10 protein-coding genes and 2 pseudogenes are annotated in these 12,797 nt (G+C 60.1%); 7 read left to right on the top strand and 5 right to left on the bottom strand.

Annotated features, from left to right (window positions below; all coding sequences use genetic code 11):
- Nucleotides 1-301: 301 nt before the first annotated feature.
- Nucleotides 302-818, top strand: a pseudogene (locus AC4ANK_RS26520) (glycine cleavage system transcriptional repressor).
- A 223-nt stretch (nt 819-1,041) separates the two neighbouring features.
- Here AC4ANK_RS26520 and rarD read toward each other — a convergent pair.
- Both rarD and AC4ANK_RS26510 read right to left on the bottom strand, forming a co-directional pair.
- The gene (gene rarD / locus AC4ANK_RS26515; RefSeq protein ID WP_010204883.1) at nt 1,042-1,929 is read right to left on the bottom strand and encodes an EamA family transporter RarD; all 888 of its coding nucleotides are present in this window, start codon (nt 1,927-1,929) and stop codon (nt 1,042-1,044) included.
- A gap of 211 nt (nt 1,930-2,140) precedes the next feature.
- Nucleotides 2,141-3,115, bottom strand: coding sequence for a serine/threonine protein kinase (locus AC4ANK_RS26510; RefSeq protein WP_002555585.1), 975 nt, complete (start codon nt 3,113-3,115; stop codon nt 2,141-2,143).
- Nucleotides 3,116-3,309: 194 nt separating this feature from the next.
- On the opposite strand from AC4ANK_RS26510, the gene AC4ANK_RS26505 reads away from it, so the two are divergent.
- The 6 genes and pseudogenes from AC4ANK_RS26505 to AC4ANK_RS26480 all read left to right on the top strand — a co-directional run bounded on the left by AC4ANK_RS26505 (nt 3,310) and on the right by AC4ANK_RS26480 (nt 8,841).
- On the top strand, nt 3,310-4,329 hold the full coding sequence (locus AC4ANK_RS26505; protein ID WP_002555584.1) for a LacI family DNA-binding transcriptional regulator: 1,020 nt from the start codon (nt 3,310-3,312) through the stop codon (nt 4,327-4,329).
- Entirely contained in the window at nt 4,313-5,314 is a 1,002-nt protein-coding gene (locus tag AC4ANK_RS26500; RefSeq protein ID WP_002555583.1) for an ABC transporter substrate-binding protein, read from the top strand. Before AC4ANK_RS26505 ends, AC4ANK_RS26500 begins: the two co-directional genes overlap by 17 nt.
- Nucleotides 5,314-6,164, top strand: a pseudogene (locus AC4ANK_RS26495) (ABC transporter permease). The gene AC4ANK_RS26500 and the pseudogene AC4ANK_RS26495 overlap by 1 nt, the downstream one beginning before the upstream one ends.
- A complete protein-coding gene (locus AC4ANK_RS26490) occupies nt 6,161-6,955 on the top strand; it encodes an ABC transporter permease (protein ID WP_002555581.1) in 795 nt (264 codons plus the stop codon). The pseudogene AC4ANK_RS26495 and the gene AC4ANK_RS26490 overlap by 4 nt, the downstream one beginning before the upstream one ends.
- Entirely contained in the window at nt 6,952-7,983 is a 1,032-nt protein-coding gene (locus AC4ANK_RS26485; protein ID WP_002555580.1) for an ABC transporter ATP-binding protein, read from the top strand. Before AC4ANK_RS26490 ends, AC4ANK_RS26485 begins: the two co-directional genes overlap by 4 nt.
- Before the next feature lie 24 nt (nt 7,984-8,007).
- Nucleotides 8,008-8,841 carry a phosphodiesterase gene (locus AC4ANK_RS26480; protein ID WP_005735063.1) on the top strand — a complete coding sequence of 278 codons (834 nt, stop codon included), beginning with the start codon at nt 8,008-8,010 and terminating at the stop codon, nt 8,839-8,841.
- 268 nt (nt 8,842-9,109) lie between these two features.
- Here the strand turns inward: AC4ANK_RS26480 and AC4ANK_RS26475 are convergent, their stop codons facing one another.
- The 3 genes from AC4ANK_RS26475 to AC4ANK_RS26465 all read right to left on the bottom strand — a co-directional run bounded on the left by AC4ANK_RS26475 (nt 9,110) and on the right by AC4ANK_RS26465 (nt 12,754).
- Nucleotides 9,110-11,026: a PhoX family protein gene (locus tag AC4ANK_RS26475; protein ID WP_460385227.1), complete on the bottom strand. Its 1,917-nt coding sequence runs from the start codon at nt 11,024-11,026 to the stop codon at nt 9,110-9,112.
- An 81-nt stretch (nt 11,027-11,107) separates the two neighbouring features.
- Nucleotides 11,108-11,872, bottom strand: a complete 765-nt coding sequence (locus AC4ANK_RS26470) for a TOBE domain-containing protein (RefSeq protein WP_002555576.1) — start codon at nt 11,870-11,872, stop codon at nt 11,108-11,110.
- 147 nt (nt 11,873-12,019) lie between these two features.
- Nucleotides 12,020-12,754 (bottom strand): ComFC family protein, encoded by a 735-nt coding sequence (locus AC4ANK_RS26465; RefSeq protein WP_002555575.1) that lies wholly within the window; start codon nt 12,752-12,754, stop codon nt 12,020-12,022.
- Between the last annotated feature and the right edge of the window lie 43 nt (nt 12,755-12,797).

Raw genomic sequence — 12,797 nt, 5'->3', positions numbered from 1 at the left:
CAGCAGGGTCGAGCACACTCGGGGAGCGCTCTGTTATTGATCTTGGTGTCATGTAGTACGAGATTCTGGATACTACATGAGCCGCCGTTGCGTGAAAACGTCGCTGAATATGTCATTAAACGACTGGATATTCATATCGGGTCACGATGATATTCATTGTGTTCCCAAAAGCGCCCGGGATTGTTCCATAAAGCGTGGCAAACGGTACACGATTTACCGTGCACGGGCTGCCTTCGGGGCTGTCTATACTGGTGCGACCGACGCCGTTTTCAAATCACCTGCACAGAAAAAGGAATAGACCGTGGATCATCTCGTCGTAACGCTGGTTGCTCCCGACAAACCGGGTCAGGTCGAACGTATCGCGCAGTGCATTGCCGAGCAGGGCGGTAACTTGCTGGAAAGCCGCATGTCGCGCATGGCAGGGCAATTTGCCGGGATCCTCAAGGTGGGCGTCGAGCCGGAAAAGTACGATGACCTGATCAAAGCGTTGAACGCCTGTCGGCCCATGGCATTCGCATGCTGTTGGCTGAAAGCGTGATAGAGACAACCGCCCCGACTCAGTTGATCAGCATGCAACTGGTCGGTAACGACCGCCCCGGCATTGTGCGCGACATCACCCGCTTGCTGGCCGGGCAGGGTGTCAACGTTGAACACTTGATCACCGACGTTCTCCTGCGCCCATGAGCAGCGAGTTGCTGTTCCACGCCGATGCAGTGCTGGGCGTACCGGTGGGCTTGTCGCTGGATGACCTGCAGGCAGGGCTTGAGACCCTGGCTGATGATCTGATGGTGGAGCTGGTGTTGGGTACTGAGGACTAGATTAACTTTCAGGTTATCCAAGTTAACCGTGCATCTGCCTGTGGATAACCTGGGGGAATAGCCTTGCACGCCACGTTCGCCGTGGGCTGGCGAAAGTTGATCAAAAAACCAACAGTTTCAATGGCTTGTGCACAGATAAGGTTAGCCTGCCTGTGGATAACCCTTGGAGAACCTCTTGCAGGCCACGGGGGGCGTGGCTTGCGAGGTGTTGTGTGTTTTTTGATCAGCCTCGGCTGCGGGATTTCAGCCAGATATCCACACTGTAGATTGCCAGCCCCGCCCAGATGAAGGCGAAGGTGATGATGGTGCTGGTGGTCAGGTGCTCCCCATACAGCAGCACCGCCAGCAGCAGAACCAGCGTGGGCGCGAGGTATTGCAGGAAACCCAGGGTGGTGAAGGGCAGGTGACGGGCTGCGGCGTTGAAGCACACCAGCGGGATCAGCGTCACCGGGCCTGCGGCGGCGAGCCAGATGGCTTGCGTGGTGGTCCAGAATTCCGGCTGGGCGCTCACGGCCGTCGGGTTGAGCGTTAGCCAGATCAATGCCAGCGGCACCAGCATCCAGGTTTCCACCACCAGGCCAGGCAAGGCGGCAACCGGGGCTTTTTTGCGGATCAGGCCGTAGAACGCAAAGGTCAGCGCCAGGGCCAGTGACACCCACGGCAGGCTGCCGACGTTCCAGACCTGCTGGGCGACACCAATGGTGGCGAAAGCGACCGCCAGCATTTGTAGACGCCTGAGCCGCTCGCCCAGCAACAGCATGCCCAGCAGCACGTTGACCAGCGGGTTGATGTAATACCCGAGACTGGCTTCAAGCATGCGGCCGTTGTTAACGGCCCACACGTAGACGATCCAGTTCGCAGCGATCAGCGTCCCGCTGAGTGCCAGCACGGCCAGTCGCTGTGGGTTGTTGCGCAGGTCACGCCACCAGCCGGGATGTTTCCAGAACATCAGCACGATCGAGCCAAAGAGGGCTGACCAGAGCACTCGATGGATGATGATCTCGATGGCCGGAACGGCGGAGATGGCCTTGAAGTAGATGGGGAACAGGCCCCAGATGGTGTAAGCACTCAGGCCCAGGATGTATCCACGGCGTGGATTGGCAGCTTGCATGGAGCGTCCCTTTAATACAGAAATTTCCGGTTTTATTGTGGGGTGATGCGGTTGATGGTTTTGATCGTACTCACGCTGGAGCGCTGGATGTTATACACAGGTTCGGCTGATTCACGACATCTGTGCCGCGTCGCTTGTTCAGGATCGGACGCGGAGCGTCCAGAGCTGCATGCGACGCGGAGCGCCGCACGATAATCTGGGGCTCATCAGGTCAAAACAGCTTCAACGGCTCTTCATTCAGCGCTGACATCTGCTCGCGCAGGGCCAGGATATGGTCGCCCCAGTAACGCTCTGTGCCGAACCATGGAAAGCTGTGCGGGAATGCAGGGTCGTCCCAGCGCCTGGCCAGCCAGGCGCTGTAGTGCATCAGGCGCAGGGCACGCAGTGGTTCGATCAGGGCCAGTTCGCGTGGATCGAAATCATGAAACTCGTTGTAACCGTCCATCAGCTCCGACAACTGGCCGAGGCGCTCCTGGCGATCACCGGCCAGCATCATCCAGATGTCCTGAACGGCAGGACCAAGGCGGCAGTCGTCCAGATCGACGATGTGGAACATCTCGTCGCGGCACATCATGTTGCCGGGGTGACAGTCACCGTGCATGCGAATGTTGGTATGCGGCGTGGCGGCGTAAACGTCCTCGACACGCTTGAGCAGGTCACGGGCTACCGACTCGTAAGCCGGAAGCAGGCTGCGCGGGATGCAGTCGTTTTCCAGCAGGTAATTGACCGACGCATGGCCAAAGTTATTCACACCCAGTGCTTCGCGGTGCGCAAACGGTTTGGTCGAGCCGACCGCATGGATACGCCCCAGTAACTGACCCAGGCGATACAGCTGATCCAGATTGCCCGGCTCCGGCGCGCGTCCGCCTCGGCGCGGGAATAGCGTGAAGCGAAAGCCGGCATGTTCGAACAGGGTTTCGCCGTTATGCACCATGGGCGCAACAACGGGCACTTCGACCTCGACCAGCTCGTAAGTGAAGCTGTGTTCTTCAAGGATGGCTTCGTTGGTCCAGCGCTGTGGCCGATAGAACTTGGCGATCAGCGGCTGACCATCTTCGATACCGACCTGATACACGCGGTTTTCGTAGCTGTTGAGTGCCAGGATGCGGGCATCGCTGAGAAAACCGATGCTTTCAACGGCATCTAGCACCAGATCGGGAGTGAGTGTTGCAAACGGGTGAGCCATGACTACTCCTGCGCGCAGCAGGTTGCCGCGTCGGACCGCTGATGGTAACGCAGACCGGTCCCGGTTCGCTAAACCCCTTCTGTTTAAAATGCCCAAGGGTCGAGTTGTCACCAAACGGTCATCCTCCGGTCGCTGTTTAGCCATGTTCGCCACTTAGAGTTGCCGCCAATGAGATCGATCTCAAGCGAGCGACCATGACTGATTTGAAAGAAGTTGCACGACTGGCCGGGGTTTCCCGGGCGACTGCTGCACGCGCCTTCGCAAGCCCTGAGGTGGTGCGCGCCGAGACCCGCGAGCGAGTATTCGTCGCTGCTCGTGAGCTGGGCTTTCGCCCCAATCGGCTGGGCAGACAGTTACGTCTGCAAACCACCAATCTGATTGGCGTCATCGTGCCAAACCTGCTCAACCCGGTGTTCGCCGAGCAGTTTCAGGCTATGGAAAGGGCGGCGCGGGCACGGGGCTACAACCTGTTGTTGGCGACCACCGACTACAGCGCCGAGCGTGAAAGCGCCGTTGTTGAGGAACTGCTGCGCCAGCGGGTCGACGGGCTGGTGCTGACCGTAACCGACGCCGAGCACAACCGTGTGCTGGAGAGCCTGGCCATCGAGGACACGCCGTTCGTGCTGGCCTATCACCAGACCGACAATGAGGAGTACAGCGCTGTGTCTGTGGATAACCGCGCAGGCATGGCGCTGGCGACGCGGTATCTGATCAACGCCGGCCATCGGCGTATTGCGATGGTCGCAGGCCCGGTCATGCAGTCCGACCGCGCCCGCCTGCGTTACGAAGGCTATCGCGATGCCATGAACGAGGGTGGGCTTGAGGCGCGCCCGGTGATTGAAATGCCTGCCCATACCAACGCCGACTTCGCCGCGCTCGAACCGTTGTTACGTGGTCCGACTGCGCCAAGCGCGCTGGTCTGTTCCAACGATCTATTGGCTATCAGCCTGATCGCCGAATTACGCCGCAATGGTTGGGGTGTTCCCGAGCGTCTTTCGGTCATCGGCTTCGACGGCATCACGCTGGGCACGCAGATGCACCCGACGCTGTGCAGTGTGGTTCAGCCGATTACCGAACTGGCGCACATCGTCATCGACCAGTTGCTGTCGCGGATTGCCGGCGCGGCACCGGTTTCTCATTGTCTGCCGTGCCATATCCGGCCCGGCGAAAGCACCCAGCCCTACCAGGAGATGCTTCATGCTCAGCCTCAGTAAAACCCTCGCGGCACTGCTGTTATGTAGTGCGGCCAGCCTCGCCCAGGCCGCCGAAACCGCCATCTGCTACAACTGCCCGCCTGAGTGGGCTGACTGGGGCACGCAGCTCAAGGCCATTGCCGACAGCACCGGTGTACAAGTGCCGCTGGACAACAAGAACTCGGGGCAGGCGCTGGCGCAGATCGTCGCCGAGCAGGCCGCGCCGGTCGCAGACGTGGTGTATTACGGCGTGACCTTCGGCCTGCAAGCGCAAAAGGCCGGTGTGGTCGATACCTACAAACCCAAGCACTGGGACGACATTCCCGCAGGCCTGAAGGACCCTGAAGGGCACTGGTTCGCCATTCATTCCGGCACGCTGGGCATCATGGTCAATGTCGACGCACTGGGCGGTCTGCCGGTGCCGCAAAGCTGGGCGGATCTGCTCAAGCCCGAATACAAGGGCATGGTCGGCTACCTCGACCCCTCCAGTGCATTCGTCGGGTACGTGTCCGCCGTTGCGATCAATCAGGCCATGGGCGGCACACTGGACAACTTCGGCCCGGCCATCGACTACTTCCAGAAGCTGGCGAAGAACTCGCCCATCGTGCCCAAGCAAACCGCTTATGCACGCGTACTGTCCGGTGAACTGCCGATTCTGGTCGACTACGACTTCAACGCCTATCGCGCTCGCTACAAGGACAAGGCCAACGTCGCTTTCGTGATTCCCAAGGAAGGCACCATTGGCGTGCCGTACGTGATGAGCATGGTTGCCAAGGCACCGCACCGCGCCAATGCCGAGAAGGTGCTGGATTTCGTCCTGTCTGACGAGGGCCAGGCGCTGTGGGCCAAGGCTTATTTGCGTCCAGTGCGCTCGAAGATGCCTGCCGACGTGGCCGCGCAGTTCCTGCCCGACAGCGATTACGCTCGTGCCGGTGTGGTGGATTACCAGCACATGGCTGCCGTGCAGGAAGCCTTTGCTGCCCGTTATCTGCGTGAGGTGAAGTAATGTCAGCCTCGCCGGGACACGCGCTGGCTCTGCACAAGGGCGGATTTATGAAGCTGCGGCTGCGGTGGCACTTGCTCCGGCGCTGGCGGTGTTGCTGGCATTCTGGCTGCTGCCGCTGACCCACCTGATCCTGCTCGGCGCGCAAGGTTCTGACGGCAGCGGTTACTGGCAGGTGTTGAGCAGTGCTCAATACCTAGGCAGCCTGGCGCAGACCTGTCTGCTGGCACTGGTGGTCACGCTTGCGGCGTTGCTGGTCGGCGGTATCAGCGGTGTGTTTCTGGCCCGTAACCAGTTTTTCGGACGCTCTGCGCTGGTGGCGTTGCTGACCTTTCCGCTGGCGTTTCCTGGCGTAGTGGTGGGCTTTCTGGTGATTCTGCTGGCCGGTCGCCAAGGCATCTTCGCGGGACTCGGGCTGGAGCTGGCTGGCGAACGCTGGATATTCGCCTATTCGCTTACCGGTTTGTTCATTGGCTACCTGTATTTCTCGATTCCGCGCGTGATTCTCACCGTCATGGCCGCTTGCGAAAGCCTGGACCGCAGCCTTGAAGAAGCTGCGCATTCGCTGGGCGCGGGTCATTGGCGGGTGGTGTGCGATGTAATCGTTCCGGGGCTGGCACCCGCGCTGGTGTCCTGCGGTGCGATCTGCTTCGCCACGTCGATGGGCGCATTCGGTACTGCATTTACGCTTGGTACGCGCCTGAACGTCACGCCGGTGGCGATCTACAACGTGTTCACCAATTACGCCAACTTCACCGTAGCCGCCGCGCTGTCGGTGATCCTCGGGCTAGTGACATGGGCGGTGCTGTTGCTGGCCCGTCGCATGGTCGGGACATCAGGGGTTGCCCTTTGAAACGTTCTCCATTGTTTGCTGCGCAACTGGCATTCACGTTACTGGTTTGTGCGTTCATGCTGGTCCCGGTAGTGCTTTCGCTGCTTGCCGGGCTGACCCGCAATTATTTTCTGGGCCTGTCGAGCGGTTTGACATTCGACTGGCTGGTGCAGGTCTGGCAAGCCTATTCACCGACCGTCTGGTTGTCGCTGCAACTGGCTGTGGCCTGTGCGATCTGCGTATGCCTGGTCGGCGTTCCGGCGGCGTATGCGCTGGTGCGCATGAACAATCGCTTCAGCCGGGCCTTTGAAGAACTGATGGTCCTCCCCGTCGCCATGCCCGGCCTGGCCAGCGCCCTGGCGTTGCTGCTGACCTACGGCCAGTTCGGCAGCTTTCGCAGCAGCTGGCTGTTCATTCTGGTGGGCCATGTGTTGTTCACGTTGCCGTTTCTGGTGCGCCCGGTCATGGCGGTCATGCAGCGTCAGCAACTGCCGGTTCTTGAAGAGGCTGCCGCCAGTCTGGGCGCCGGGCCGATCAAGCGCTTTTTCAGCGTGGTGGTGCCCAATTGCCGGGCCGGAATTCTGGCCGGTGTGCTGATGGTCGTGACCCTGTCGCTGGGCGAGTTCAACCTGACCTGGATGCTGCACACGCCGATGACCAAGACCCTGCCGGTCGGTCTGGCCGACAGCTACGCCTCAGCCCGACTGGAAGTCGCCAGTGCCTACACCCTTCTTTTTCTGTTGCTGATTGTGCCGCTGCTGATTGCGTTGCAGGCCATCAGTGCGCGTCTTGCCCGTGGAGAGAGCCGATGAGCGGAACTACCATTCGCCTGAAAGGCTGCCGCAAGGCATTTGCCGACGGCACCGTTGCTGTACAGGATCTGCACTTGACCATCGAGCCTGGCGAAACGCTGGCGATTCTCGGTCCGTCCGGTTGCGGCAAGACCACCACCTTGCGTCTGATCGCCGGGCTTGAACGTCCGGACGTCGGTCAGGTGTTGTTCGATGATCAGGACGTTACGCGCCTGCCTATCGAGCGGCGTGACGTCGGGATGGTGTTTCAGAACTACGCGCTGTTCCCGAATCTAGACGTCGCCGGGAACATTGTTTACGGCCTGAAGATTCGCGGCCTGTCGCCTGCCGAACGAAGCAAGCGTTGCGATGAGTTGCTGGAACTGGTTGGCCTGACCGGTCATGGCAATCGTCGTGTCAACGAGCTTTCTGGTGGTCAGCGTCAACGGGTCGCGCTGGCCAGGGCTCTGGCACCGCGTCCGCGGGTGCTGCTGCTCGACGAGCCGCTGGCGGCACTGGATGCGCAGTTGCGTGAGCGCTTGCGCAGCGAGCTCGATCAGTTGTTGCGTGGGTTGGGCATCACCTCGGTGTTCGTCACCCACGATCAGGGCGAAGCCATGGCCCTGGGCGACCGGATTCTGGTCATGGAAAAAGGCTGCGTCTCGCAATTGGCGACGCCCAGGGAAATCTATCAACAACCTGCCAATGCGTTCGTCGCCGGGTTTGTCGGCAATCTGAATGCGTTCAGCGTGGTCGAGCGCACCCCGTCAGGCCTCAAGGTGAGCGGCGGCGAGCTGCCGTGGAACGGCGCTGATCTGCCGGGCACGGTCTACTGCCGCCCGGAACATCTGCGCCTGATGCCGGAGCGCGGGCACCTTCAGGGTCGCTTGGTCGGGCAGTTTTTTCAGGGTGCGCAAAGTCGTTTGCTGGTCGATGTCGGAGGTCCGCAGCCGATGTTGGTGGACAGCACCGACAACGTTATTCACGCCGCCAACGCTGCCATCGCCCTGAGTGTTGAGCCGCAGGCGCTGTTCACCCTGCATTCGTAACATCGTTTCCGTAGAGAGATTATTTTGAATCGTCCGTTTCTTATTGCCCAGATCAGTGACTTGCACCTCAAGGCCGACGGGCGCCTGACCTATGGCGTGGTCGATACACTGGGTGCATTGCGCCGCGCAGTCGAACACATCAACGCCAGCAAGCAGCGCCCAGACATAGTGGTGATCAGTGGTGATCTGGTGGACTTCGGGCGTGAGGACGAATACGCCGTGCTCAAGCCTGAGCTGGAACGCCTGCACATGCCGTTCTATCTGGTGCCCGGTAATCATGACGATCGACACAACCTGCTGGCTGCGTTTGCCGAACAGGTGTACCTGCCATTGTCGGCCAGCGGACCTCTGGACTGGGTGGTGGAGAAATACCCGGTACGTCTGATCGGCATGGACACGACCATTCCCGGCGAGCATGGCGGACAACTGGATTACTGTCAGTTGGACTGGTTGCACGCGCAGCTGTCACGTCGTCCTTATGTACCGACGGTGATCATCCTGCACCATCCGCCGTTCATTACCGGCATAGGGCACATGGACCGCGAACCCTTCGGCAACGCGTCGGCGCTGGAGCGTGTGATTGCCCAGCATCCGCAAGTGGAGCGTTTGTTGTGCGGGCATTTGCATCGCCCCATGCAGCGGCGTTTTGGTGGCAGCGTGGCAAGCATCTGCCCTGGCACCTCACACCAGATCGTGCTGGACCTCGACGAAGCCGCGCCTGCCCATTTCAACCTGGAACCGGCAGGCTACGTGCTGCATCGCTGGCATTCGGAACAGGGGTTTGTCAGTCATAACGCAGTGTTCGGCGACTATGAAGGGCCATACCCGTTCTACGATGTGAACGGGTTGATTGATTAATTGATTGCTCATCGCTCCCACGCTCTGCGCCCGGCGTGATACTCAAGTCTTGATGAGCCCGGAAAGCGGGGCTCGACGCGCAGTATCAGGCGGAGTAAAGATCCTTGTGGGAGTGAGCTTGCTCACGAAGACGGTGTTTCAGTCGATGCATTTTCGACGATCATACAGCCCTCTTCGCGAACAAGTTCGCTCCCACGGCCTCCGGCCAGAATCAATAGCAGACCTTTATATAACGATGAGCGATCTGCGTCCTCTTCCTGATTGCCGATCAGGCGCCGATAACGCCGCCATCTTCCCGGGTGATGACCATCACCGATGAGCGCGGTTTACCGTTGGGCAAATGCTCGGGGAACGTGGAACCACCGTTTTCACCGGGATGCTGGATGCCGATGAACATGGTTTTATAGTCCGGCGCAAAGCTGATGCCGGTGATTTCGCAACCAATCGGCCCGACCAGAAAGCGACGAATTTCGCCGCTGGCAGGATCGGCGCAGAGCATCTGGTTATTGCCCATGCCCGCGAAGTCACCCTTGTTGCTTGAGTCGCCATCGGTCTGAATCCACAGCCTGCCGGCTTCATCAAAGCTCAGGCCGTCGGGGCTGTTGAACATGTTCTGCGCGTTGATATTGCTCGACCCGGCCTGCGGTGTACCGGCATGCACAGTAGGGTTACCCGCGACCACGAACAGGTCCCAGTCGAAGGTCATCGCTGAAGGATTGCTGCCTTCTTCGCTCCAGCGCAGGATCTGCCCGTATTGGTTCTTGGCGCGCGGATTCGGCCCGCCTACAGGCTGACCCTCTTCGCCGCGTTTGACGTTATTGGTCAGTGTGCAATAGACCTGACCGTCTTTGGGACTGACTACGATCCACTCCGGGCGGTCCATGCGCGTGGCTTTTACAACGCTGGCCGCCAGGCGCGCGTGAATCAGCACTTCTGCCTGATTATTGAAACCGGCAGCCACGTCCAGGCCATTCTTGCCATGAGTCAGTTCGACCCACTGGCCCTTGCCTTTCGGATGATCCGGATTGCTGTCGCCTGCATCGAACTGCGCCACGTACAAGGTGCCGTGGTCGAGCAGGTTACGGTTGGCTTTGGGGTTCTGGTGATCGATCTTGTCGCGGCTGATGAATTTGTAGATGAACTCGCCACGCTCGTCGTCGCCCATGTACACCACGGCGCGGCCACCCTTGGTTTGGGTGAAGGCCGCGTTCTCATGCTTGAAGCGACCGAGTGCAGTGCGTTTGACCGGTGTGGACTTGGGGTCGAACGGATCGATCTCGACCACCCAGCCATGACGGTTGACCTCATTGGGGTTTTTCGCAACGTCGAAGCGTGGGTCGTGCGGGTGCCAGTTGATCTCCTTGCTGGCGGCAACCACGCCATAGCGCTTCATGCCTGCGTCGAACTTCTGCTCGGCGTTGCTGCTGCCGAAGCAATCAGTGAAGTTCTCTTCGCAGGTCAGGTAAGTGCCCCACGGCGTCTGGCTGCTGGAGCAGTTCTGAAATGTGCCGAGCGCCTGGGTGCCGGTCTTGTCGGCGTCCGTTTTGAGCCAGTCGTGCCCGGCTGCCGGACCACTCAGGCTGATCGGCGTGTTGCCATGAATGCGACGGTTGTAGCGCGAGTCCTGAACGAACTGCCACTTACCATTGTGCTGCTGCACTTCGATCACGGAAACGCCTTCTGCAGCCAGTGCCTTTTGCACTTCTTCAGCCGATTGCGGCTCCTTGCCGTGATCGAAAAGGTAGCGGTAATTGGTGTATTCGTTGTTGATCGCCATCAGTGCGCGATCCTTGTGGCCTGGCATCGGGAACAGGCACATGCCGTCGTTGTTGTCGCCGAACTGCACCTCCTGAGCCTGGGCTGTGCCCTTGCCGCTCGGGTCGAAAGCCGGGCCGCCTGCCTGCAAAGGCTGGCCCCAGCTGATCAGAACCGATGAGGTGTAGCCTTGCGGCAGGCTGATGCTGTCGGCAGTGGCGGCAGGGATGCTCTGGAAGCCCAGCAGTGTGCCGGACGCTGCGCTGATGCTGTTCGCGAGAACCGTGCGGCTCAACAGGTTGCCACCCAGAAACATCGCTGCGCCGCACAGGGCACCTGCGCTGATGAAGCCGCGGCGGGTGAGGCCGACCTTGTCTGTGCCGACCAGGTTTTCCAGATCTGTGGTTTGATTTTCTTCTAATAGTTTCATCATCACGGCTCCCTCGAATATGGCAGCCACCTTAGTGCGCACATATGACGGAATTGTGTCGCGGTAATGACTTGCCGACGCTTACATCGGTATACCCAGCAACACCAGTGAAGCGGCAAATCTTGCCTGCACCGTGGCACCGGTTTTCAGCTGTCGTGCATGCAGGTGCTCAGGTGTCGCCAGGGCGCACAGCGTCTGGCCGCTGGGGAGTGTGATTCGCACTTCGCTTGGGCCATCTTCAGCGTCGGTCACGCTGTCGATTCGGCCGATCAGGCAATTGTTTCCATTTGTTTCTTTGCTGTTGTCTGCATGCAGTTCCAGCCAACCGGCCTTGATCAGTGCAACCACCTCCGTGCCGTTTTCCAGCTCCAGACGCAGGGTGCTGTCATGGGTAACCTGTGCTTCGATGAACACCTCGCCAGCCAATTGCAGGCGAACCTGATCGTTGTGTCCCTGACGGGTGATGTTGACGATCCGCCCCAGCAACTGGTTGCGTGCGCTGGTACGCAAGGTCAGGCGATTGAGCAGGTCAAGGTCGCTGCTGTCTTCGGCCGCTTCCAGCACTTGGGCCTGCAATGCCTGCACCCGCTGATAAAGACGCAGCACTCGCTCGCCCTCTAGCGACAGCTTAGCGCCGCCACCGCCACGTCCGCCGACACTGCGTTCTACCAGCGGCTTTTGCGCCAGATTGTTCAGCTCATCAATGGCGTCCCATGCTGCCTTGTAGCTCAAGCCTGCGCTTTTCGCGGCACGGGTGATCGAGCCCTGTTCGGCAATGTGCTGCAACAACGCGATACGTTGCGGGCGGTGGACCATGTGTTGCGTCAGCAAGGTGGGTAGCGACATGGTAATCCGGGGCGGTCGAGTAGGAGAGGGCAGTATGATCGCTCTCGCGCATGGCGTCGAAAACCGGACGCGGAGCGTCCAGGGCTGCGCTACCACGCGGAGTGTGGAAGCGATGAGCGTTTTGAGGTTTCTGAGCATAGCGCCCAATCAATCCCCAGGCTTCGGCGTTCTTGCCAGGCAGTACACGTCCACTCTTCGCGCGCCGGCCTTGTTCAGGAGTCGCGCAATGACCTCTGCCGTCGAACCGGTGGTCAGGACGTCGTCCACCAGCGCCAGGTGCTTGCCCTGCACCCAGTCGGGATCAACGAGGGTGAAGGCGTCGCGCAGGTTGCGTTTGCGTGCCTTGGCGTCCAGCCCCTGTTGCGCTGTTGTCTCCCGGCTGCGCAACACATGGTGTTCGTCAACGGGCAGTTGCAACTGTTTACCCAGCCACCCGGCCAGCATCGCCGCCTGGTTATAGCCGCGCTGGCGCAGGCGCTTGTTGGCGAGAGGAACAGGAATCAGGTAATCGGGACGTGGCAGGTCTTCCTCGAAACGGTGGTGCAGAAACTGCCCGCACAGTTCGGCCAGCAGGCGTCCCATCGGCCATTTACCGTTATGTTTGAATCGGGTAATCAGGCTGTCCACCGGGAAGTCGTACAGCCACGGCGCGATGACCTGCGCAAATCCGGGAGGGCGCTTGCAACATTGCGCGCAGCTCATGCCGGAGAGGGGTAACGGCAGCGCACAGCAGTCGCACTGGCCGCCCAGCCATGGCAGCTCGGCTTCGCACGGCACGCAGACAGGCATTGGCACCTCGCTGCGCTCATCGCATAACAAACAGTGTTGTTTGTTTTTTAACCAGATGTAAACCTCGTATTGGCGGTTGGGTTGACAGCGCATGGCTCTTCCTTAAATATGCCCGACATCCGTGTAGCGCATGGTG

Source organism: Pseudomonas sp. Pmew2 (assembly GCF_058129885.1).
Note: the sequence above shows the minus strand (reverse complement) of the source record. Positions and strands in the feature narration are given on the sequence as shown.